The organism is Bradyrhizobium betae (assembly GCF_008932115.1).
In the GTDB taxonomy this organism is placed as follows: Bacteria; Pseudomonadota; Alphaproteobacteria; order Rhizobiales; family Xanthobacteraceae; genus Bradyrhizobium; species Bradyrhizobium betae.
Genome location: NZ_CP044543.1, coordinates 6,615,668 through 6,637,208, shown reverse-complemented (window position 1 = coordinate 6,637,208; position 21,541 = coordinate 6,615,668). Strand labels below are relative to the sequence as shown.

Sequence of the window (21,541 nt, the reverse complement as noted above, 5' to 3'; positions counted from 1 at the left end):
TGTCAGATCAGGAGACTGGGGAGAGACTCGCGGAAGTGCTCACTTCGACGCGGCGTCGTCCTTTGCGTTTTCCTTGGCGCTTTCCTTCGAGCTGTCTTTCGCCGGCTCGCCCTTGGCGCGCACGCCGGAGACCATCGAGCGCATCTGCCGCACCCGCACGCCGTCGGCAATCTCGAACTCGATCTGGTCGTCGTCGACGACCTTGGTGACCTTGCCGACGAGGCCGCCCGAGGTCACGACGGTGTCGCCGCGGCGGATGTTCTTCACGAGATCGGCGTGGTCGCGCACCTTCTTCTGCTGCGGGCGCAGAATCAGAAAGTACATGATCACGAAGATCAGGGCGAACGGCAGCAGCGACATCAACATGCTGTTGGTGTCGCCGGCGCCCGCGGCCTGGGCATACGCAGGGGTAATCAGCATTCGGAACGATCCTCGTGGAAACGGGGGAAAGCCGGTCAGGCCCTCAAAGGCGACCGGTTCGGTCAAATTCGCGCGGACTATAGCGGCCACCGTCCCAATTGCAACGCTGCCAGACCGCCCTTTTGGTCACCTTGCGGCGCGGCCTCAGGCCCGATAAGGCTGCATTCTCAGGAACTTCGGACATGCCCAGAAAACCAAGCAAAAGCCCGGCCGGCAAAGGCCCCCGTACCCCTGCCAGGAAGCCCGCCCGCGTCGCGGCAAAACGCCCCACGGTGGCCTCCAAGGCAGCTTCCAAGGCAACCCCCGCCCTCGCCCAGGACCGCATCGTCCGCGCGCTGGAGACCATCGCGGCGCATCTCGCAGCCCAGGGCAAGCCGGCCGCCGGACGCGAGTCGTTCCGGCAAGCGGATGCCTATGTCTGGCACCCCGACGGTCGCCTTGCGGCGGTGCCGCGCGTCAGCCGCGTCGAGCTGTTCCTGCTCAAGGGCGTCGAGCGGATGCGCGACATCCTGATGGAGAACACCGAGCGCTTCGCCAATGGCCTGCCCGCCAACAACGCCCTGCTCTGGGGCGCGCGCGGCATGGGCAAGTCGTCGCTGGTGAAGGCTGCGCATGCCACCATCAACGCGGAGCGCAAGGCCTCCGACAGACTGAAGCTGATCGAGATCCACCGCGAGGACATCGAGAGCCTGCCGGCTCTGATGGAGCAGCTGCGCGCCTCATCCTTCCGCTTCATCGTGTTCATCGACGACCTTTCCTTCGACGGCAATGATGCGTCCTACAAGTCGCTCAAGGCGGTGCTCGAAGGCGGCATCGAGGGCCGGCCCGAGAACGTCGTCCTCTACGCCACCTCGAACCGCCGTCATCTGCTCGCGCGCGAGATGATCGAGAACGAGCGCTCGACCGCGATCAATCCCGGCGAAGCGGTCGAGGAGAAGGTCTCGCTGTCGGATCGCTTCGGCCTGTGGCTCGGCTTCCACCGCTGCAGCCAGGACGAATATCTCGCCATGGTGCGCGGCTATTGTAGCCATTTCGGCGTCAAGCTCGACGACGAGGCGCTGGAGCGAGAGGCGCTGGAATGGTCGACGACGCGCGGCTCGCGCTCGGGCCGTGTCGCCTGGCAGTTCGTGCAGGAGCTTGCGGGACGGCTGGGCGTCAAGCTGACGGGGACGTAGCCCGAACTGCAGCCGCACTCACAACTGTCATCGCCCGCGAAGGCGGGCGATCCAGTATTGCAGAGACGTTTGTGATCAATCGAGGGGCCGCGGCGTACTGGGTCGCCCGGTCAAGCCGGACGACGACAGCTTCAGCGTGGAGGCAAATTAGGCCTCACGCCCCGTTCAGGAATTGAAGCGGGTCAACCGGGCTCGATCCCTTGCGGATCTCGAAGTGGAGCTGCGGCGACGCCACCTCCCCGGATTGACCCGACTTGGCAATGACCTGACCGCGCTTGATGGTATCGCCGCGCTTCACCATCAGCTCACTCGCATGGGCATATGCGGTGACGTAGCCGTTGGAGTGCCGAACCAGGACCAGATTGCCATAACCTTTCAGCTCGTTGCCGGAATAGGCAACGACGCCGTCTTCAGCCGCCTTGACCGGCGTACCCTCGGGCACCGCGAGATTGATGCCGTCATTGGACTTGCCGTTGGTCTTGGCGCCGTAGCTCGTGACCACCTTGCCGCGCACCGGCCAGCGGAAGGTCGGCAGCGCGCCGGTGGCTTCCGCAGCCTTTGCCGGCGCCTCGGCCGGCTTCTCTTCGACATTGGCCGTAGCCTGAGCCAGGCGCGCGCTCTGCACCGGCGCCACGACGGAAGCCATCTTGGTGGCAGGCGCGGGAGCAGCAGCAACGGGCTGCAGCGTGCCGGCGACCGGAGCAGCCATGACGGGAGCAACCGGCGCTGCGACAGCGGCAGTCTTTGCACCTGGCACGGTCAGCTTGGCGCCGAGCTTGAGTTTCGCCGAGGGATCGAGACCGTTGGCGCGGGCAAGTTCAGCCGCGGAGATGTGGTTCTTGCGCGCGATGCTGGCGAGCGTATCACCGCGGTTGATGAAGTGCATGCTCGACGGCGCAGCCATGGCTGCAACCGGCCTGGCAGCAGGCGCCGGAGCCGCCGCGACGGGAGCCAACACCGGCGCGGGCGCAGCAGCGGTCGCGCCCGGATGCGGGATGATCAATTGCTGGCCGGGCGAGAGTGCGCGCGGGCCCTTGTAGCCGTTAGCCGCCATGATCGCCTGCGGCGTGACGTGATAGCGCTTGGCGAGCACGTCGAGCGTGTCGCTGGTGCCGACGATGATCTTGGTCCCGCCCGCTGGCTGGGCAGCCGCGACCGAGCGCGGCGGCACGGTGGCCGTGGTCTCCAGATGCGGCTGCGCCGGGGGCGCGTAGGAGCTCACGCCGCGGCCACCTCCGGACACGCCGCCACCTGCAGCGACCGGATAGGATTGCGGCGCGGATACCGAAGGCGGCGGCAAGGGCTGCGACTGATAATAGCCGGGCTGCGTCTGCGGCCGCGAATATTGCGGCAGCTCACGCTGCGCGGGCGGCGCCTGCTGCACCGTGCCGGTCTGATCAGACGAGAAGGGATTGGAGAAATTCGACTGGGACAGCCGCGACTGCATGTCGGCGCTGCACCCTGCAAAGCTGAACGAGATCAGCGCCAGCACCGCAACCTGCGGCACGCGGCGCGAGTAAAGCAACTCGGCGACAACTGACATGGTTACTCACTCGTACGCAACAGAACTGGTCTTTTAAGTAAACACGCGCCGAGTAAATAACGGCTTAACCCTCCCAATAAGATGTTGGCCGCACAGCCAGTCCGGAAATCTACAGCTCCCGCGCCACGCCGGGCAGCGCCGGCACGAAGCGGACCTCGACGAGTTCCTTGCGCTCGATCCCGGCTTCGGTCCGGCTCAGCCGGATCAGCGTCTGCACGCCCTGATGCGGACCGACCGGCGCGATCAGGATGCCTCCAACCTCGAGCCGCTCGACCAGGTTCTCCGGGATCTGCTCCATCGCGGCCGTGACGATGATGCGGTCAAACGGACCGATAGTGGCGGGCAGATTGAGCCCGTCGCCCAGCATCACCTCGACATTGTGGTAGCCGAGCTTCTCGATCCTGGCGCGCGCGACGTCCGCCAGCTTGCGGTAGCGCTCCACCGTCAATACCTGCCCGGCGAGCCGCGAGAGCACGGCGGCCTGATAGCCGGAGCCGGTGCCGATCTCCAGCACGCGATGCTGCTTCTGGAGCTGGAGCTGCTCGGTCATGTAGGCGACGACGAAGGGCTGGCTGATGGTCTGCCCGCAGGCGATCGGCAGCGCGCTGTCACGATAGGCCCCCTCGCGATCGGCCTCCTCGACGAACTGATCGCGCGGCACCTCCTCCATGGTCCGAAGCACCGCCTGGTCGCTGATGCCCCGACGCCTCAGCGAGAGCTGAAACATCATCTTTTCCGGCGGAGGCTGATTGGAGGTCATCGCTGTTTGTGTCGTCCGGATCGTCGCTTGCGGAGCCCAAAGCCCGGTCCAAGAATCTTGTTCCTGCTAAGGAACCCATGATAGCCTTTGCCTGCTGTATTTGACCACAAATTGGCTTGCGGCGGGTTAGCCGCAAGGGCCATTTTCGATCGTTCGCCGAAACGCGCATTGCGTCGATTCGCGTTATCTGCGAACGTTTTCCACAAATGGGCAAGGACTCAACGACAATGACCGCGACAGGGCTTTCGGGCCGCTCTGTATTCCTCGTCGAGGACGAGGTGATGATCAGGATGATGGTCGCGGATATGCTCGAAGAGCTCGGCTACAAGGTGGCGGCTGAAGCCGGCGATGTCGCCGAGGCCATGCGGCTTGCCGAAGCGACCCAGTTCGACATCGCCATCCTCGACGTCAACGTCAACGGCAAGGTCATCTCGCCGGTTGCCGACCTGATCAAGGCGAAGGGCTGCCCGTTCATCTTCGCCACCGGCTACGGCTCCTCCGGCCTGCCCGAGCAGTACCGCGACCGGCCGGCGCTTCAGAAGCCATTCCAGCTCGACGCGCTCGGCAAGACCATCGAAGCCGCGCTTCGCGGCGGCTAGCGATTACTTCAGCGTCGCGCTCAGCGCTTCCGAAAACGCCTCGTTGGTGCGGTCGAGCCTGAGCGGCGTGACCGAGACGTAGCGCTCGCGGAGGGCTGCCAGATCGGTGCCTTCAGCCGGCGTATCCATCATCGCGGCGCGCTCGAAGCCGATCCAGAAATAGGGATTGTTGCGGCCGTCCCTGCGCTCGTCGATCCGGAGGAAACCGAGATTGCGCTTGCCCTGGCGCGTGACGCGAATGCCGAGCACGTCTTCCGGCGCGCAGGACGGAAAATTGACGTTGATGACGGTGTCCCTCGGGATGCCGGCGGCGATCACCTTGCGCAGGATGTCGGGCCCGAACTTGCGCGCGGTGTCCCACGGCGGACGGTCGCGGGTCTCGACGCTGAACTCCTGCGACAGCGCAAACGACGGCAGCCCCAGAATGGTGCCTTCCAGAGCGCCGGCGATGGTGCCGGAATAGACCACGTCCTCGGCGACGTTGCGGCCCTTGTTGACGCCGGACAGGATGAGGTTCGGCGGCTGGGTGCCCAGGATGTGCCGCGCGCCCATGATGACGCAGTCGGTCGGCGTGCCGCGCACGGCGAAGTGCCGCGGACCGACCTCGCGCAGGCGCAAGGGATCGTTCAGCGACAGCGAATGCGACACGCCGGACTGGTCGAGCTCGGGCGCGACCACCCAGACGTCGTCGGACAGCGCCTTGGCGATCTCCTCCACGACCTTGAGGCCGGGAGCGTGGATGCCGTCGTCATTGGTGCAGAGAATGCGCATGCGAAAGATCAATTCCTGTTTGGGCCGTCTTATCCGTCTATGGCCGGGGAGGCAAACCGGTGGCAACCCGGGAGCCAGGTCATTGCGGCGGCGCAGCACGCTACCCTGGACGAGCGAGGTGCCGCATTAACGGCGGATGCGCCATTGCGGCAGGAAGCGCGCGAGCCGGCCTTCGGCACGCAGCGTCATCGCCGGAACGACCGGGCACACGACGGGCGCCTCGATGACACCGAGCGCCTCCAGCTGCGCCACGATCGGAGCCGCCTCCACCGTCTGCGGAAAGCGTTCGCGCGCCATCGTCAGGGCCTTGTCGAAATCCGCAGCGTTGACTCCCGGCTTGGCGCGCCGGCTCTGCACCAGAGCGTCGTCCCATAGCCGCGCGACATCGATGTCGAGCACGCCGCGCAGCCGCTGGTCGACGGCCTGGATGCCGGCACCCGTCACCGCCCATTGTCTGCCGACCCAGAAGATGTCGCGGTGTAAAGCCATGCACGGTGGTTCGCGTTGTCGGGTGGCCAGCAGGATAGCCGGCCGCCCGATCTACGCAACCAAACGTTTCCGCGTTTCAGACTGGCAACGCGATTAGTCGCGCGCCACCACTTTCAGGCCGCCCATATAGGGCTGCAGCACGCTGGGGACCGCGATCGAGCCGTCCTCCTGCTGATAGGTCTCCATCACGGCGATCAGCGCGCGACCGACTGCGGTGCCCGAGCCGTTCAGCGTGTGCACGAAGCGCGGCTTGCCGTCCGGCCCGCGCGAGCGCGCGTCCATGCGCCGCGCCTGGAAGTCGCCGCAGATCGAGCAGCTCGAGATCTCGCGGAACATGCCGCCGTCGCCCTGCCCGGGCATCCAGACCTCGATGTCATAGGTTTTTTGCGACGAAAAGCCCATATCCCCTGCACATAGCGTCATCACGCGATAATGCAGGTCGAGCTTCTGCAACACCTGTTCGGCGCAGGACAGCATCCGCTCCAGCTCGTCCTTACTCGCCTCGGGCGTCGTGATCGAGACCAGCTCGACCTTGGTGAACTGGTGCTGTCGGATCATGCCGCGGGTGTCGCGCCCGGCCGCGCCCGCTTCGGCACGGAAGCATGGCGTCAGCGCGGTCAGCCGCATCGGCAATTGCTTCTCGTCGAGAATGGATTCGCGCACCAGGTTGGTCAGCGAGACTTCCGCGGTCGGGATCAGGCCGAGGCGTTCGGTCTTCAGCCGCTCAAGATCAGGTGCAGCCAGCAGTTCGCCGCTGATCGCCCAGAACTGATCGTCCTCGAATTTCGGCAATTGCCCGGTACCGAACATCACCTCGTTGCGCACGAGGAGCGGCGGGTTGATCTCGGTGTAGCCGTGTTCGGTCGTATGCAGGTCGAGCATGAACTGGCCGATCGCGCGTTCGAGCCGCGCCAGCCCCTTCTTCAGCACGACGAAGCGCGCGCCGGAGAGTTTTGCCGCCGCCTCGAAATCCATGTAGCCGAGCGCGACGCCGAGATCGTCATGCAGCTTCGGCGCAAAGCTGTAGTTGCGCTTGTTGCCGAACACATGGTGCTGCACGTTGCCGTGTTCGTCGACACCGTCAGGCACTTCGTCGAACGGAATGTTCGGAATGGCGGACAGCTCTTTCGCAAGCTCCTCGTCGGCAGCCTTCGCGGCGGCCTCGAGCTCCGGCATCGTGGTCTTGAGTTCGGCGACCTCGGCCATCAGCTTGGCCGCGCGCGCCTCGTCCTTCGCCTTCTTGGCGTCGCCGATTTCCTTGGAGGCCGCATTGCGCCGCGCCTGCGCCTGCTCCGAGGCCAGGATCGCCGCACGCCGCTTCTCGTCGATCGCGAGCAGCGAGGCCGACAACGGCTTCAGACCCCGCCGGGCAAGGCCGGCGTCGAAGGCTTGCGGATTGTCGCGGATCGATTTGATGTCGTGCATGGCCGTGGTCCTGGAGCAGCGTGCAAACAGTCAACGTCAACGTTGTATGTTTACACTGACGGGCTTCCCCCTAGCACAGCTGTCATCGCCCGCGAAAGCGGGCGATCCAGTATTCCAGAGACGCCGGTAATTCTCCGAGAGGCAACGGCGTACTGGATTCCCCGCATTCGCGGGGAATGACACCGCGGTTGTGGCCCCTACTCCGCCGGATTGGCCGGCGTCGACACGTCGGTGCCGGGGGTGGTCTGCGCGGCCGCCGCCTTCTTCTCCACCATCCCCACCGCGATGATCGAGCCCTCGTACAGCAGGAGCAAGGGGATCGCGAGCGAGCACTGGCTCAATATGTCGGGCGGCGTCAACACGGCCGCGATGACGAAGGCGATCACGATGAAATAGCGCCGCTTCTCGCGCAGCATTTTTGCCGAGACGATGCCGATCCGGCCGAGCAGCGTCAGGATCACCGGAAGCTGGAAGGCGATGCCGAACGCGAAGATCAGCGACATCATCAGCGACAGATATTCGCCGACCTTGGGAAGCAGCTGGATCTGCGCGGTCTCATCGCTGCCGGCCTGCTGCATGCCGAGCGAGAAGCGGACCAGCATCGGCAGCACGACGAAATAGACCAGCGCCGCGCCCAGCACGAAGAAGAATGGTGTCGCGACCAGATACGGCAGGAAGGCGTTCTTCTCGTGCTTGTACAGGCCAGGCGCGACGAATTTGTAGATCTGCGTCGCGACGATTGGAAACGAGATGAAGCCGGCGCCGAACAGCGCGAGCTTGAGCTGGGTGATGAAATATTCCAGCAGCGCCGTATAGATGAACTTGGAATTCTCCGGACCCGCGACCCACACGAACGGCCAGACCAGCACGTTGTAGATCTGCTTGGCGAAGAAGAAGCACAGGATGAAGGCCACGCCAAAGCCGAGCAGCGCCTTGATCAGCCGCGAACGCAGCTCGATCAGATGGTCCATCAAAGGGGCTTTGCTGGCCTCGATATCGGCGTCGCTCATGACGCTTTGGCGTCCTTGATCGCTTCGGGTGGCACGGTGTCTTGAGCGACCTGCGCCTGCTCGATCTCACGCGTGATCGCGAGCGGCTCGCTCACCGCCGCATGCGCCTCGGCTTCCACGAAGGTTTCCGGTGTCGGCGCTTCGGGGGTGGTTGGCGTCACCGGAGGCTCGACAACAGCGGTTGTGGGCGTCTCGGCCGGCTTGTCCAGCGGATCGACGCGGAGCGCGTCGCTGACGTCCTTCTGGAGCGAGGTCATCAGATTGTTGCCGGCGAAGCCGGAGGCGGCTTCCTTGACCTCGTCAAAGCTCTTCTTGAGGTCGGCCATCTCGGCCTCGCGCATCGCTTCCTGGAACTGACCCTGGAATTCGGCGGCCATCTTGCGGGCCTTGCCCATCCACTGCCCGACCATGCGCAGCACGCCCGGCAGCTCTTTCGGGCCGATGGCGACCAAGGCCACGACCCCGATCAGGACCAGTTCACTCCACCCGATGTCGAACATGAGGTCTTCCGTTCAGGCCAGCCGCGACCGGCCCAATCCTCTCCGCGCAGGATCGGGGGCCGTCCGCGTCCGTCCACGCTTTGGCTCAGACGGCCTTGCTGCCGACGTCGGACCGTGCCGCGGTCGGCGCGGCAGTGTGCTCGATGGACTTGGCCGGCTCGGGCTTGTCGGCGACCTTGTCGTCGTCCTGCATGCCCTTCTTGAACGCCTTGATGCCCTGCGCCACGTCGCCCATCAGATCCGAAATCTTGCCGCGGCCGAACAGCAGCAGGACGACTGCGATCACCAGGATCCAGTGCCAAATGCTAAGCGAACCCATCCTGCAACCCTCCAAACAACCATGGCCGGGACCCGGCCGATCTTGACCGGAACGTAGGCTTGGCAGGTGTCAAAAACAAGGACCAAGGCAGCGCCAATTCGCTGTTGGCGCTACGTAATCTTGCTAGTGTTAACCTGTCGCAGGGGACCTGAGAAAGGCCGGGACGTCAGTCCTCGCTGCCGCCCTCATTGCCGCCTTCCGGCGCCTCCTCAGGCGTCTCGGGCTCGACCGCAGGCGCCAGCGCCAGATCGAGCTCCTCGCCGGGTTCCAGCGGATCCTCGTCTTCGCGCAACTGCGGGTCATCCGACGGCGTCGGCACGCTGAAGCCGGTCGGCAGCCGCGAATCCAGCAGACCCGTGCCCTTCAGCTCCTCCAGACCCGGCAAGTCGCCGAGCTGTTCCAGGGTGAACTGCGACAGGAAGTCCTCGGTTGTTCCGAAGGTCAAGGGACGGCCGGGCGTCTTGCGCCGGCCGCGTGGCTTGATCCAGCCGGTCTCCAGCAGCACGTCGAGCGTACCCTTCGACGTGACAACGCCGCGGATCTCCTCGATCTCGGCGCGCGTCACCGGCTGGTGATAGGCGATGATCGCGAGCACCTCGATCGCGGCGCGCGACAGCCGGCGGGTCTCGGTGCTCTCCCGCGTCATCAGCCAGGCCAGATCACCCGCGGTGCGGAAGGTCCATTTGTTGGCGACCCGCACGAGATTCACGCCGCGCAGGGAGTAGTCGGCCTGCAGCTGCTCCAGCGCGGCCTTGACGTCCACGCCCTCCGGCATGCGCTTGGCCAGCGTCGCGGTATCCAGAGGTTCACTCGACGCAAACAGCAGCGCTTCCAGCAGCCGCAATTCCTCGGGACGCGCCTGGGATTCGTTCTCCATCGGCTCGGCCTCGTCGACCCGCACTTCAGCCAGGCTTGCCATGGCAGATTCTCCTTCTTGCACTTAAGCGACCGGCGCGTCGGGCGCAGGAGCTGCGTCCGGAACAGGCTTGGGACGCCCCTTGCGGAAATAGATCGGCGCAAACGCCTCTTTCTGGTTCAATTCGAGCTGACCTTCGCGCACCAGCTCGAGCGCCGCCGCAAAGCTCGAGGCGAACACCGTCGCGCGCTGCGTCGGATCGGCGACGTGGCGGACCAGGAAGTCGTCGAGCACGCCCCAGTCATCCTGTTCGCTGATGCTGCCGACCAACCGCTCCAGCGTGGCGCGCGCCTCGGCGAGCGACCACACCGTGCGCTTGGCCAGATGCACGCTCGCCAGCACGCGCGACTGGCGCTGCGAGGCATAGGCGGTGAGCAGGTCGTACAGCGTCGCGGTATATTTCGGATGCTTGATCTCGGCGATCTGCTCGGGCTCGCCGCGCGGGAAGATGTCGCGCAGCAATTGCTGTCGGTTCATCAGACGGTTGGCGGCTTCGCGAATGGCTTCCAGCCGGCGCAGGCGGTTGGCTAGCGCGGTTGCCATCTGCTCCGCGCTCGGACCTTCCGCGCTCGGCGGCTCCGGCAGCAGCAGACGCGACTTCAGGAAGGCGAGCCAGGCCGCCATCACGAGATAGTCGGCGGCAAGCTCGAGCCGGATCTTCCGCGCGGCTTCGATGAAGTGGAGATACTGGTCGGCCAGCGCCAGGATCGAGATCTTGGCGAGGTCGACCTTCTGCTGCCGCGCCAGCGCGAGCAGCAGGTCGAGCGGGCCCTCATAGCCCTCGACGTCCACCACCAACGCCGGCTCACCCTCGGCGAGCTCTGCGGGCCGCCCGGTTTCAAACGATAGGATTTCTGCGGTCATGCGGATGCCGTGTTTGCCCGTGCGATCAATGCGTCCAGTTCGGCGCGTGCGGCTGCCCGGTCGAATGGCTGCGGCGCCTTGCGTGCGGCGAGCGCGGCGTTCGCCCGCTCCAGCGCCTTGCCGGACAATTCAGGCGTCTGGCCGGCAACTTCGCGCATCTCCTCGATGTTGCCGTTGCAATGCAGGGCGACGTCGCAGCCGGCCGCGAAGATGGCGCGGGTCCGCTCGGCGATATTCCCCGACAGCGCGTTCATCGACACGTCATCACTCATTAACAAACCCTGGAACCCGATCACGCCGCGAATCACCTGAGCGATCATTGTCGCAGAAGTCGTCGCCGGATGGGCGGGGTCGACCGCGCTAAACACAACATGTGCAGTCATGGCCATCGGAAGGTCCGCCAGCGGCTTGAACGCGGCGAAGTCGGTCCGTTCGAGCTCGTCCCAGGGCGTATCGACCGTCGGCAGCTTGAAATGGGTGTCGGCGGTGGCCCGGCCGTGGCCGGGGATGTGCTTGAGCACCGGCAGCACACCGCCCTGCTCCAGGCCCTCGGTGACGGCGCGGGCAATTTCGGCAACCTTGCCCGGCTCGGTGCCGTAGGCCCGGTTGCCGATGACCGCGTCTGCGCCCGCGACCGGGACATCAGCCAGCGGCAAGCAATCCACGGTAATGCCGAGATCGGCGAGATCCGCCGCTATCAGCCGCGCGCTGAGACGCGCTGCGGTGACCCCGAGCGCCGAATCAATGTCATACAAATTCGCGAAAACGGCGCCCGGCGGGTACACCGGCCAGTGCGGTGGACCCAGCCGCTGCACCCGTCCACCCTCCTGATCGATCAGGACGGGCGCGTCAGCGGCCCCTGCCACTGCCCGCAATTCCGCAACCAATGCAGCAACTTGAGCCGGTGTCGCGACATTGCGCTTGAACAGGATGAAGCCCCATGGGCGCTCGGTACGGATAAACTCCCGCTCGGCGGCGGTCAGTTCCGTTCCGGTTACGCCGGTAATGAAGGCCCGCGTGCTCATAAGGGCCGATTAACCCTGCCCCGCGAGGGGGTCAAGGAAACGGCCGTTAATTCCTCTGGACGAAGCAGGCCGACAAGCCCGCAGACTTCAGGCTGTTGCAGGCCTGCGTCGCCTCCTCGGCCGATCCATAGGGCCCAGCGAAGGCGCGGTAGACGACCCCCTTGCCCTTGTCGGTGAGGTCAACCCGCTTGATGACAGGCGAGCGGGAGCCCAGCACGCTGCCATACTTGCTCTGAAGCACGCGGTAGGACGCAGCCGCGCTGTCTTCGCTCTGCTGCGAGGAGACCTGCACGACGTAGCCGCCACTGCCACTGCTGGCGTGTGCGAGCTGTGTCGGGTTGGTTGCGGCCATCCGCTGCGGCGGCTCGGCCGCGGGCGCCGATTGCGGGGCTAGCGAGAGCGGCTGATTGGCGCTGGCATTGGCCGAGGTCGGCGGATTGCGCGGCGCTGCGGGCGCAGCCACGGGCTTCGGTGCAGTGGCCGGCTTGGCCGCAGCCGACTGCGGCACGGCGCTATCGGTCTGATCGCCTCTCACGGCCACGGTCCTGACCGGGCGCGGCGAGTTGTTCGGCAACGTGCCGTTGCTCGGCTGCGAACCTGCGCCCGGCGGCAACGCCGCGGACGGTGAGACGCTCGATACTGGCGGCGGGTTCGCATTCTGGTTCAGCGGCGGAAACACGACACGAGGACCGCCCGCCCTGGCGTTGACGTCGACGGGTGCCTCTTCGCGCGGCACGATCTTCTCGGAGCCATCGCCGCTCGCCATGCGATCGGGCACCTTGCCCGCGGAGTCCGTCGGCGCCGGCACGATCTTGGTTGGCGTGTTGTCGGCCTTGATGATCGGCGGCTCGCCGCTGCGGGGCGACCCGACATAGGTCTTGTAGGCGAAGGCCGCACCGGTGCCGACCACGGCGAGCGCGAGGATCGCCGCGACCGTCATCATGCCGCCGCGCGGCTTCTTCGGCTCGTCGAGATCCGCCTCGGGATAATCGCTCTGAAAGGCGTAGGGATCGTCGGGAAAGGCAGGATCGCGCTGATAGTCCTGCTCGCCCGCCTCAAGCCGTCCGTAGAGCGCATCGTCGTAGCGCGCCGGATCGGGCTGCTGATACGGCTCCTGATAGGCTGGCTCCTGGTACGCCTGATCCTGCGGCTGGAGCGTATGCCCCTGATACGCCTGATCCTGATAGGCTTGGTCCTGATAGGCTTGCGGCTGATGAAAATCAGGCTCGGGCGCCGTCGGCTGGGCTGAATAGCGATGCAATGGATGAACCGGGTTCACGGAGACTGGATAGTCGGGCTCAGGCGCTGGCGCCGGCTGCACGTTGGCGCGCCGCATCCATGAGGGCGGCCCGGGCGGCGGCGGGGCCTGCTCGGCGTAATCCTGCTGATAGTCGTCCTGCGGATAATCGTCGTCCTGATAGTTCTGGGTGGGCGCTGGAGCAGCCGGCGGAGGTGCACTGGGCCGCCCCTGCGCCGCGAACGGATCGGTCTGTCCGATCAGGCGGGCGAGCTCGGCCAAGGGATCGGCTTCCGCCTTGCCATGCTGGTCGCCACCGCGACCATAGTCGTCGGAAGGAAATCGTTTGTCCTGATATCGTTCGGCCATCGTGATGATGCGTCCCTTCGGGAAAGCCGCGCGCCCCTCGACCAAGGCACGGCCTTCGACCCACAAGGCTTTGAACAAAGTCTAAGCGATCCGGCTTCTGCCGGTTACCCCCAAATTCCCCTTAAGTAGTTCGCCCCAAACTACCGCATCTCGTCCGGAGCATGGACGCCGAGGATGGCGAGGCCCGATGCCAGGACAGAGACGACGCCCTGGACCATGGCCAGCCGCGCCTTCGTTAGCTCTGCATCATTAGTGATAATGAAGCGTAAATAGGGCAAATCCCGCCCCTTCGTCCAAAGTGCGTGAAATTCGCTCGCTAAGTCATAGAGATAAAAGGCAATACGGTGCGGCTCATGGGCCGCGGCGGCCGCTTCCAGCAGGCGCGGATAAATTGCGAGACGCTTGAGCAGGTCAAGCTCGACGGGGTCTGACAGCCGCTCTACCGCCGACTCACCGAGCCAGGCGATCCGCTTGTCCGAGTCCTCGGGCAAATCCGGGAACACTTCCGTCCGCGCATTGCGGAAGATGGAGTGGCCGCGGGCGTGGCCGTACTGCACATAGAACACCGGGTTGTCGCGCGACTGTTCCATGACCTTGGCGAGGTCGAAGTCGAGCACCGCGTCGTTCTTGCGGTAGAGCATCATGAAGCGGACGGCGTCCTGGCCGACCTCATCCACCACCTCACGCAAGGTGACGAAGTCCCCGCTCCGCTTCGACATTTTCACCGGTTCGCCGTTGCGCAGCAACTTCACGAGCTGGACGATCTTGACGTCGAGCGCGCCCTTGCCGGAGGTCGTCGCCTTCACCGCCGCCTGCATGCGCTTGATATAGCCGCCATGATCGGCGCCCCAGACGTCGATCATCTCCGCAAAACCACGGTCGAACTTGTTCTTGTGGTAGGCGATGTCGGAGGCGAAGTAGGTGTAGGAATTGTCCGACTTGATCAGCGGACGATCGACGTCGTCGCCGTAGGCGGTCGCCTTGAACAGCAGCTGCTCGCGGTCTTCCCAGTCCTCGACCGGTGCGCCCTTCGGCGGCGGCAGGCGCCCCTCGTAGATGTCGCCCTTGGCCTTGAGGAAATCGATGGTCTCGGCGACCTTGTTGTTGCCGCTCTCGATCAGCGAACGCTCCGAGAAGAACACGTCGTGGCGGATGTTGAGCGCGCCGAGATCGCCCTTGATCTCGTCCATCATCATCGCGATCGCCTTGGCGCGCACCGTCGGCAGCCATTGCGCCTCGCTCATCGCGCGGAGCTTGTCGCCGTGTTCCTTTGCAAGAGCATGCCCGACCGGTTTCAGATAGTCGCCGGGATAGAGGCCTTCCGGAATGGCGCCGATATCCTCGCCGAGCGCCTCGCGATACCTCAGGAACGCTGACCGCGCGAGCACGTCGACCTGTGCGCCGGCATCGTTGATGTAATATTCGCGCGTCACGTCGTGCCCCGCGAAATCCAGCAGGCTCGACAGCGCGTCGCCGAATACGGCGCCACGGCAATGGCCGACATGCATCGGCCCGGTCGGATTGGCCGAGACGTATTCGACGTTGACCTTGGAGCCGCCCCGGACGCGGCCGTAGTCGGCCCCCTCACGCAGCACGGTACGCAGCGCCTCGGCCCAGGCGGCCGGCTGCAGCGTCAGATTGATGAAGCCGGGACCGGCGACGTCGACCTTGGCGATCAGCGCATCAGCGCGCAGCCGCTCGGCGATCTGCTCGGCGAGATCACGCGGCTTGGCCTTTGCCTCTTTCGCAAGCACCATCGCGGCGTTGGTCGCCATGTCGCCATGGGAGGCATCGCGCGGCGGCTCGACCACCACGCGCGAGAAATCGATGCCCTCGGGCCAGCTGGCGTCCGCCGCGAGCGCGCGGCAGGCGGCGTGCACGCGTGTGAGCACGTCGGCGAACAAATGCAGGGATGAGGATGTGTCGGGCATGGCCGCCGCCTAACGCAAATCGGGGGTCGAGTCAAAGAGCCGCTGGTGTTCGGTTAGGGCGAAACGGTCGGTCATTCCGGCAATGAAATTGCCGATCCGCCGGGCCCGGTCGCCCTCGTCGTCCGCCGCCGCCCCCGCCAGCCATTCCGGCGGCAGCTCGGCCGGCACCTTCAGGTATTTCGCGAACAGGTCGAACAGGATCTGCTCGGCCTCCCCCATCACCCGCATCACCCGCTTGTGGCGGTACATATGCTGATAGAGGAAGCGCTTGATGGCGGCCTCCTCCTCGGCGACCTCAGCGGGGAACACGACCAGCGCCCGGCTCTGCTGGCGCACGTCCTGGGCAGATTGCGGTTTGACCGCGGCGAGGTTCTTCTGCGCCTCCGCGAACACCGCGCCGATCAAATGAGAGATCAGCTCGCGCACCAGCTCGGCACCGCGCCTGACGTCTTCGAGGTCAGGGTAATGCGCGGAAGTCTCGTCGATGATCTCCGCCGTGAGCGGCATCACTTTGAGGTCGTCGAGGTGGAACAGGCCGGCGCGCAACCCGTCGTCGATATCGTGGGCGTCATAGGCGATGTCGTCGGCGATCGCGGCGACCTGCGCTTCGAGAGACGCGAAGCTCCAGAGTTCGAGGTCGTATGTCCTGGTGTAGTCGGCGATGCCGACGGGAATGCCATGCTCGCGATAGCGCCCGACCGGGGCGCCGCTGCGATCGGTCAGCGGGCCGTTGTGCTTGACGATCCCCTCCAGCGACTCCCAGGTCAGGTTGAGCCCGTCGAACTCGGGATAGCGGTGCTCGAGCGAGGCGACGACGCGGAGCGTCTGGGCATTGTGGTCGAAGCCGCCAAAATCCTTCAGGCAGGCGTCCAGCGCCCGCTCGCCGGCATGCCCGAACGGCGGATGGCCGAGATCATGGGCGAGCGCCAGCGTTTCGGTGAGGTCCTCGTCGAGCCCAAGCTGCCGGGCCAGCGCCCGGGCGATCTGGGCCACCTCCAGCGAATGGGTGAGCCGGGTGCGGTAATGGTCGCCCTCGTGGAACACGAAGACCTGGGTCTTGTACTTCAGGCGGCGGAACGCGGTGGAATGGATCACCCGGTCGCAGTCCCGGCGGAACGGGCTGCGGGTCCGGCTCGGGGGCTCGGCGACCAGCCGGCCGCGGCTGCGATCGGGGTCGCAGGCATAGGGCGCACGGGGGGCTGCCATTCCGACGGACACGACGAATTTAGTCCCTATCCATTTGATTCTGCGTATCCTTGCACTTAACTATGCCGGACGCGGGATACCAAATGAATTGGGCAAATGAACTTGGTATGACCGCGGGCCTATCGGAGACGAGCCATGACGACAGACGTGACCATCAGTGACCGCGCCGCACGCCGGATTGGGGAGATCCTCAAGGGCGAAGGCACAGGCGCGATGCTGCGCATCTCCGTCGAGGGCGGTGGCTGCTCCGGCTTCCAGTACAAGTTCGACATCGATCGCGCCCGCACCGACGACGATCTCGTGATCGAGCAGGAGAGTGCCGTGGTGCTGGTCGATTCCGCCTCGCAACCGTTCCTGGCGGGCTCGCAGGTCGATTTCGTCGACGATCTGATCGGCGCCTCGTTCCGCGTCAACAATCCGAACGCGACGGCGTCCTGCGGCTGCGGGACCAGCTTCTCGATCTGATCCGACTCAAAATCGGAAAAACAACCCCATGCACAGTAGCCGGCAGGCCGGCGGGATGTATTTCGGCTTTTACGAATGGCGATTGACGCGTCGGGCAAAACAGGGGTAAGGTGGGATCATCGCGAGATTCCAAATGGCGGGGATCTCGACCAGGCACACGCGCGGCGGGTTCGATGCAGCCTAGTTGCCGAAGCGGCCCCTGCCCGCAGTTTAGTCCTTCGAAAAATGAAACATCGTCAACGGCGCCGATAGCGGTAGTCAATTTCCAATGCGCATGATCGTTCGCCTGCTCTCTTGCCTCGTCCTACTCCTCGCAGTCTCAGCCCTCCCCGCGCCTCCCGTGCATGCTGCCCAAACCTGCCCGTTCATCAGCGCCAAGGAGCTCGCCGGCGCGATGCCGGCGCTCAAATGGTCGCTGATTTCAAATCAGGACGGCCGCGGCTGCATCTATCAAGGCGGACGCGGCGACACGATGATGCTGACCGTGTTCCGCAATCCCGACAAGGACCGCGCCAGGGAATTGTATGCGACCTTCGTAAAGACTCTCAGTGAGCGCATACCGCTGAGCGCGCTATCCGGGATCGGCGATGAAAGCCAGGGCGGAACGACCGCTGCCGACGCGCAGCGCCAGGAGGCCTCGGTCGTGGCATTGTCCGGCAATTACATTCTGCAGATCAGCGTCTATCCAGCTGGCCGGCGTGCCGACAACGTGCTGCTCGGACCGGCCACCGAAGCCGCGCGCATTGCCATCGCAAATGTGACCAAGACCAGCGAGCGGTTCGGCGACTGCGAGTGGCTCACGGCCGCGGATGCCGACGGCTTCCTCGACAAGAGCACGCTGCAGGTCCAGCGGACCGGCGCGGGCAGCTGCATGATGTTCGATCGCGAGGCCAATACCATGGCCGTCGCGGTGATCTCGATGTCGCGCGACACCGTCATCGGCATGATGAAGCGCGCGGGCCCGTGCCAGCACGTGGCGATCCCCGAGCTCGGCAGTGAAGCGTTCGGCGAGCATTCCTGCACCAAGGGCAACGGCAATGCCGTCAACATCTTTGTCTGGAAGAACGGCCGGCAGGCTTCGATCCTGTTCGCGCCGGTCAAGCCACACCCGGAGTCCGGCTCGGTCGAACGGCTGAAGGCGGTCGCCGCGCGGGTCTATGGAAAATTGTGACGGCTGCGGCACCAGCTTCTCGATCTGAGCACCTAAGCGCCCGTCATCTGCCTTTCCTCGTCCGTCCACTCCACCTCGACCGGCATCAGGACCGGCTGAAGCGGCGCCTCCTGGGGTGCAACGAAGCCGTCCAGCGCGCGCAGCAAGGCCGCGACCAGCGCGGGCTTCCTTAGCGGCTTTGCCAGGAAGTCCGACATGCCCGCTTCGCGGCAGATCTTGACGTCCTCAGGGAAGGCGTTGGCAGTCAGCGCAATGATCGGCAAGGCATCGAAGCCTCCGCCCCGCGCACGGATCGCGCGGGTCGCGGCAAGGCCGTCCATGCCGGGCATGCGCACGTCCATCAGCACGACATCATGGTCGTGCTCGGACGCAGCCGCGACGGCTGCGATGCCGTCGGTGACCACACGCAGATCGACATCGAAGCCGCCCAACATCTTGCTCACGACCATCCGGTTGACGGCATCGTCCTCGGCGACCAGGACCCTGAGCGGCCGCTCGAGCTCGGCGATACGCGCCTTCAGCTCGTCGGCCTCGTCGCGGTCTGTCGCCTGGTCGGACGCCTGCGCCTGGCTCCATGGCAGCACCAGCGTGAAGCGGAAGGTAGAGCCCTCGCCCGGCGTCGAGGTGACGCCGATGGTGCCGCCCATCTGCTCGATGATACGCCGGGAGATCGCAAGCCCAAGCCCGGTGCCGCCGAAGCGGCGGCTGATCGAGGCATCGGCCTGGGCGAAGTCGCTGAAGAGCTGCCCGACCTTGTCGGGGGCGATGCCGATGCCGCTGTCGGTCACGGTCCATTCGACGGTCGCGAGCAGATCACGGCGCGCCTGGCAGGTCGCCGCTATCGTCACCTCGCCGGCATCGGTGAACTTCACCGCGTTGGACGCGAGGTTGAGCAGCACCTGGCGGATGCGCGCGACGTCGCCGCGCAGCGTCGGCGGCAGGTTCGGGTCGAGCACGACATTGACCGCGAGCCCCTTGCTCTTGGCCCCCGCACGCACGACGGTCGCGACCGTTTCGACCAGCGTCTGCGGGGCGAAATCGACCGCCTCGAACGTGAAGCGGCCGGCCTCGAGCTTGGAGAGATCGAGGATGTCGTTGAGGATGCGCTGGAGGTTGTCGCCGGACTCGCGGATCGTGATGACGGCCTCGCGCTGCTCGGAATCGAGTTTGGTTTCGAGCAGCATGCTGGCAAGGCCGAGCACGCCGTTCATGGGCGTGCGGATCTCGTGGCTCATCACCGCGAGGAAATCCGACTTGGCCCGGCTCTCGGCTTCGGCCTTCTCGGCGCGCCAGCGCTCGGTGACGTCGCGGCCGAAGCCGCGATAGCCGAGGAACTGGCCGTCGCGGTCATAGGCCGGCTTCGCCGTGAACGACCACAGCCGCGCCTCGCCGCCGGCGACGACCTTGAGGTTCATCTCGTGCAGCGGTTCGGCATGCTCCATCAGGCCGACGATGTTGTAGGCCGCGCTCTTGTCCTCGGGGCAGAGCATGTCGAGCACGTCGGCGAAGAGTGATCCCTTCAGCAGCGGCAGCGGCATCTGCGCGACATCGGCGAAGCGTTGCGGCACGTCGACCAGATGCCCTTCGGCATCGGTCTGCCACAGCCAGTCGCTGGCGTTCTCCTGAAAATCCTTCAGCAGCAGCGAAATGATCTCGGTCTGCCGCTCGAGCTCGAGCTGGGCCTTGAGATTGCCGAGGAACAAATTGCCTTGCGAGACGATGTTGCGCGCCATGAAGAACGCGAACAGCAGCAGGAACACCGAGGTCACGAGATAAGGTCCGGTGCCGCACAGCAACAGCGCGCCGGCGCAAGCGACCGTCATGGTGGCGAGATAGACGAGGCCGGCACGCGGGAAGGTCGACAGCGTGAAGGCGCCGCCGGACATCATGCCGACCATCAGGCAGGCCAGGATCAGCTGGCTGGTCGGATCGATGCGGCTGAACAGCGCGAGCGGCAGCGTGCCCCAGATCGCGGCGAGGAAGAATGCCTGCCGCAGCATGTGCCGCGCCGCACGCGGCGAAGCCTCCTGCGGCGGGTTCTTGTGCGACCGGCGCCACGAGCGCACCGCGAGCGAGACGGTGGCGGCGAGCGTCAGGCCCCAGATCGCGAGGAAATCATTCCAGCCCTTGCCCCAGAACAGGATCAGCACGATGGCGACGTTGAGCAGGGTGACGCCCATCGTCACCGGGATCAGCCGCGTCACCGCGTCGATCTGCTTGGCGCGGATGCGGCGCATTTCGCGCTCGCTGAGATCGGCGGTCAGGCCGTCCTCGATCTCGAAGCCGCCGAGCCAGTACAGGAACGCGCCGACCAGCCCGTCGCGCGGCTCGCTTCGCTTCATGGATTTGTCCGGCCATCCCATTCGAAAACCTCTTCGATATCAATGGCGCAGCGGCGGCTTAAGCCGGGTTAATTTTGTGGGAGATTTTGCGGCGTCCTTGACGGGCGCGTTTGCAGTTTGTTCTAACCATGGCCCCTGTCCGGAGCCGCCCAAATGCCCATCAGAGTAGCCACCTGGAACGTGAACTCGGTCCGGCAGCGGATCGATCTCCTCCTGACCTGGCTGAAGGAGTGCCAGCCGGACATCGTCTGCCTCCAGGAGATCAAATGCGTCGACGAGGCCTTCCCGCGGCTGGAGATCGAGGCGCTCGGCTACAACGTGGTCACGCACGGGCAGAAGACGTTCAACGGCGTCGCCCTGCTCTCCAAGCTCCCGTTCGACGAGACCAAGTCGGGGCTGGCCGGCGACGACGAGGATGCCCATGCCCGCTTCCTCGAAGGCGTGGTGACGCTGAAGCGCGGCGTGCTGCGCATCGCCTGCCTCTACCTGCCCAACGGCAACCCGGTCGGGACCGAGAAATATCCCTACAAGCTCAAATGGATGTCGCGGCTTCTTGAGTATTCGAAGGAGCGCCTCAAGGCCGAGGAGCCGCTGATCCTCGCCGGCGACTTCAACGTCATCCCGCACGCCCGCGACGTCCACAACCCTGCTGCCTGGACCGAGGACGCCCTGTTCAAGCCGGAGACCCGGGAGAGCTTCCAGTCCCTGCTCGGCCTCGGCCTGACCGATGCGCTGCGGGCCGTCACCGACGAGCCCGGGCTCTACACCTTCTGGGACTACCAGGCCGGCGCCTGGCAGAAGAACCATGGCCTGCGCATCGACCATCTGCTGCTGTCGCCGCAGGCCAGCGACAAGCTCGCCAATGTCGGGATCGACAGCTATGTGCGGGCCTGGGAGAAGCCGTCGGACCACGTGCCGGTGTGGGCGGATCTGGATCTCGAGGCGGCATAGACCTTGCGCGGAGCTGGTAGGAGCGCGCGGCAGTCACCACTGCCGTAGGGTGG

The 21,541-nt window shown here is 65.4% G+C and carries 21 protein-coding genes; 5 read left to right on the top strand and 16 right to left on the bottom strand.

Features of this window, described 5'->3' with window-relative positions:
- Window positions 1–39 precede the first annotated feature (39 nt).
- A complete protein-coding gene (gene yajC / locus F8237_RS31945; RefSeq protein WP_015685917.1) occupies window positions 40–420 on the bottom strand; it encodes a preprotein translocase subunit YajC in 381 nt (126 codons plus the stop codon).
- 182 nt (window positions 421–602) lie between these two features.
- Between yajC and F8237_RS31940 the strand changes: the two genes are divergently transcribed.
- Window positions 603–1,595 carry an ATP-binding protein gene (locus F8237_RS31940; RefSeq protein ID WP_151650058.1) on the top strand — a complete coding sequence of 331 codons (993 nt, stop codon included), beginning with the start codon at window positions 603–605 and terminating at the stop codon, window positions 1,593–1,595.
- 154 nt (window positions 1,596–1,749) lie between these two features.
- Here the strand turns inward: F8237_RS31940 and F8237_RS31935 are convergent, their stop codons facing one another.
- Both F8237_RS31935 and F8237_RS31930 read right to left on the bottom strand, forming a co-directional pair.
- Window positions 1,750–3,138, bottom strand: coding sequence for a LysM peptidoglycan-binding domain-containing M23 family metallopeptidase (locus tag F8237_RS31935; RefSeq protein ID WP_151650057.1), 1,389 nt, complete (start codon window positions 3,136–3,138; stop codon window positions 1,750–1,752).
- 109 nt (window positions 3,139–3,247) lie between these two features.
- Window positions 3,248–3,898, bottom strand: coding sequence for a protein-L-isoaspartate(D-aspartate) O-methyltransferase (locus F8237_RS31930; RefSeq protein ID WP_151650056.1), 651 nt, complete (start codon window positions 3,896–3,898; stop codon window positions 3,248–3,250).
- 227 nt (window positions 3,899–4,125) lie between these two features.
- Between F8237_RS31930 and F8237_RS31925 the strand changes: the two genes are divergently transcribed.
- Window positions 4,126–4,497, top strand: coding sequence for a response regulator (locus F8237_RS31925; RefSeq protein WP_151650055.1), 372 nt, complete (start codon window positions 4,126–4,128; stop codon window positions 4,495–4,497).
- Between the two features lie 3 nt (window positions 4,498–4,500).
- Here the strand turns inward: F8237_RS31925 and surE are convergent, their stop codons facing one another.
- From surE to F8237_RS31865, 12 genes are all read right to left on the bottom strand, one after another.
- The gene (gene surE / locus F8237_RS31920) at window positions 4,501–5,268 is read right to left on the bottom strand and encodes a 5'/3'-nucleotidase SurE (protein WP_162006301.1); all 768 of its coding nucleotides are present in this window, start codon (window positions 5,266–5,268) and stop codon (window positions 4,501–4,503) included.
- A gap of 126 nt (window positions 5,269–5,394) precedes the next feature.
- Window positions 5,395–5,757, bottom strand: coding sequence for a hypothetical protein (locus F8237_RS31915; RefSeq protein ID WP_151650054.1), 363 nt, complete (start codon window positions 5,755–5,757; stop codon window positions 5,395–5,397).
- Between the two features lie 93 nt (window positions 5,758–5,850).
- Entirely contained in the window at window positions 5,851–7,182 is a 1,332-nt protein-coding gene (serS, locus tag F8237_RS31910) for a serine--tRNA ligase (RefSeq protein WP_151650053.1), read from the bottom strand.
- Between the two features lie 197 nt (window positions 7,183–7,379).
- Window positions 7,380–8,192: a twin-arginine translocase subunit TatC gene (gene tatC / locus F8237_RS31905; protein WP_151650052.1), complete on the bottom strand. Its 813-nt coding sequence runs from the start codon at window positions 8,190–8,192 to the stop codon at window positions 7,380–7,382.
- Complete coding sequence (gene tatB / locus F8237_RS31900) at window positions 8,189–8,692, bottom strand: Sec-independent protein translocase protein TatB (RefSeq protein WP_151650051.1); 504 nt, start codon at window positions 8,690–8,692, stop codon at window positions 8,189–8,191. The genes tatC and tatB overlap by 4 nt, the downstream gene beginning before the upstream one ends.
- Window positions 8,693–8,777: 85 nt before the next feature.
- Entirely contained in the window at window positions 8,778–9,011 is a 234-nt protein-coding gene (locus F8237_RS31895) for a twin-arginine translocase TatA/TatE family subunit (RefSeq protein ID WP_143845580.1), read from the bottom strand.
- Window positions 9,012–9,177: 166 nt separating this feature from the next.
- Window positions 9,178–9,930 carry an SMC-Scp complex subunit ScpB gene (scpB, locus tag F8237_RS31890; protein WP_162006300.1) on the bottom strand — a complete coding sequence of 251 codons (753 nt, stop codon included), beginning with the start codon at window positions 9,928–9,930 and terminating at the stop codon, window positions 9,178–9,180.
- Window positions 9,931–9,951: 21 nt separating this feature from the next.
- Complete coding sequence (locus F8237_RS31885) at window positions 9,952–10,791, bottom strand: segregation and condensation protein A (RefSeq protein ID WP_094890436.1); 840 nt, start codon at window positions 10,789–10,791, stop codon at window positions 9,952–9,954.
- Complete coding sequence (gene nagZ, locus F8237_RS31880) at window positions 10,788–11,816, bottom strand: beta-N-acetylhexosaminidase (RefSeq protein WP_151650049.1); 1,029 nt, start codon at window positions 11,814–11,816, stop codon at window positions 10,788–10,790. The genes F8237_RS31885 and nagZ overlap by 4 nt, the downstream gene beginning before the upstream one ends.
- Before the next feature lie 46 nt (window positions 11,817–11,862).
- On the bottom strand, window positions 11,863–13,422 hold the full coding sequence (locus F8237_RS31875) for an SPOR domain-containing protein (protein ID WP_151650745.1): 1,560 nt from the start codon (window positions 13,420–13,422) through the stop codon (window positions 11,863–11,865).
- Window positions 13,423–13,562: 140 nt separating this feature from the next.
- Window positions 13,563–15,353 (bottom strand): arginine--tRNA ligase, encoded by a 1,791-nt coding sequence (gene argS, locus F8237_RS31870; protein WP_151650048.1) that lies wholly within the window; start codon window positions 15,351–15,353, stop codon window positions 13,563–13,565.
- Window positions 15,354–15,362: 9 nt separating this feature from the next.
- On the bottom strand, window positions 15,363–16,571 hold the full coding sequence (locus F8237_RS31865) for a deoxyguanosinetriphosphate triphosphohydrolase (protein ID WP_151650047.1): 1,209 nt from the start codon (window positions 16,569–16,571) through the stop codon (window positions 15,363–15,365).
- A gap of 123 nt (window positions 16,572–16,694) precedes the next feature.
- On the opposite strand from F8237_RS31865, the gene erpA reads away from it, so the two are divergent.
- Window positions 16,695–17,024: an iron-sulfur cluster insertion protein ErpA gene (gene erpA / locus F8237_RS31860; protein ID WP_143845586.1), complete on the top strand. Its 330-nt coding sequence runs from the start codon at window positions 16,695–16,697 to the stop codon at window positions 17,022–17,024.
- Window positions 17,025–17,292: 268 nt separating this feature from the next.
- Entirely contained in the window at window positions 17,293–18,195 is a 903-nt protein-coding gene (locus tag F8237_RS31855) for a hypothetical protein (protein ID WP_151650046.1), read from the top strand.
- 32 nt (window positions 18,196–18,227) lie between these two features.
- Here F8237_RS31855 and F8237_RS31850 read toward each other — a convergent pair whose 3' ends face one another.
- Window positions 18,228–20,558, bottom strand: a complete 2,331-nt coding sequence (locus F8237_RS31850; RefSeq protein WP_151650045.1) for an ATP-binding protein — start codon at window positions 20,556–20,558, stop codon at window positions 18,228–18,230.
- A gap of 132 nt (window positions 20,559–20,690) precedes the next feature.
- On the opposite strand from F8237_RS31850, the gene xth reads away from it, so the two are divergent.
- Complete coding sequence (gene xth, locus F8237_RS31845) at window positions 20,691–21,488, top strand: exodeoxyribonuclease III (RefSeq protein ID WP_151650044.1); 798 nt, start codon at window positions 20,691–20,693, stop codon at window positions 21,486–21,488.
- The last annotated feature ends 53 nt before the right edge of the window (window positions 21,489–21,541 follow it).

Coding starts and splice junctions, on each gene's coding strand:
- argS (WP_151650048.1), bottom strand. CDS start 15,353: ATGCCCGACACATCCTCATCCCTGCATTTGTTCGCCGACGTGCTCACA.
- scpB (WP_162006300.1), bottom strand. CDS start 9,930: ATGGCAAGCCTGGCTGAAGTGCGGGTCGACGAGGCCGAGCCGATGGAG.
- tatB (WP_151650051.1), bottom strand. CDS start 8,692: ATGTTCGACATCGGGTGGAGTGAACTGGTCCTGATCGGGGTCGTGGCC.
- F8237_RS31875 (WP_151650745.1), bottom strand. CDS start 13,422: ATGGCCGAACGATATCAGGACAAACGATTTCCTTCCGACGACTATGGT.
- F8237_RS31850 (WP_151650045.1), bottom strand. CDS start 20,558: ATGGGATGGCCGGACAAATCCATGAAGCGAAGCGAGCCGCGCGACGGG.
- F8237_RS31940 (WP_151650058.1), top strand. CDS start 603: ATGCCCAGAAAACCAAGCAAAAGCCCGGCCGGCAAAGGCCCCCGTACC.
- tatC (WP_151650052.1), bottom strand. CDS start 8,192: ATGAGCGACGCCGATATCGAGGCCAGCAAAGCCCCTTTGATGGACCAT.
- F8237_RS31930 (WP_151650056.1), bottom strand. CDS start 3,898: ATGACCTCCAATCAGCCTCCGCCGGAAAAGATGATGTTTCAGCTCTCG.
- nagZ (WP_151650049.1), bottom strand. CDS start 11,816: ATGAGCACGCGGGCCTTCATTACCGGCGTAACCGGAACGGAACTGACC.
- serS (WP_151650053.1), bottom strand. CDS start 7,182: ATGCACGACATCAAATCGATCCGCGACAATCCGCAAGCCTTCGACGCC.
- F8237_RS31885 (WP_094890436.1), bottom strand. CDS start 10,791: ATGACCGCAGAAATCCTATCGTTTGAAACCGGGCGGCCCGCAGAGCTC.
- F8237_RS31855 (WP_151650046.1), top strand. CDS start 17,293: ATGCGCATGATCGTTCGCCTGCTCTCTTGCCTCGTCCTACTCCTCGCA.
- xth (WP_151650044.1), top strand. CDS start 20,691: ATGCCCATCAGAGTAGCCACCTGGAACGTGAACTCGGTCCGGCAGCGG.
- F8237_RS31935 (WP_151650057.1), bottom strand. CDS start 3,138: ATGTCAGTTGTCGCCGAGTTGCTTTACTCGCGCCGCGTGCCGCAGGTT.
- erpA (WP_143845586.1), top strand. CDS start 16,695: ATGACGACAGACGTGACCATCAGTGACCGCGCCGCACGCCGGATTGGG.
- F8237_RS31895 (WP_143845580.1), bottom strand. CDS start 9,011: ATGGGTTCGCTTAGCATTTGGCACTGGATCCTGGTGATCGCAGTCGTC.
- F8237_RS31925 (WP_151650055.1), top strand. CDS start 4,126: ATGACCGCGACAGGGCTTTCGGGCCGCTCTGTATTCCTCGTCGAGGAC.
- yajC (WP_015685917.1), bottom strand. CDS start 420: ATGCTGATTACCCCTGCGTATGCCCAGGCCGCGGGCGCCGGCGACACC.
- surE (WP_162006301.1), bottom strand. CDS start 5,268: ATGCGCATTCTCTGCACCAATGACGACGGCATCCACGCTCCCGGCCTC.
- F8237_RS31915 (WP_151650054.1), bottom strand. CDS start 5,757: ATGGCTTTACACCGCGACATCTTCTGGGTCGGCAGACAATGGGCGGTG.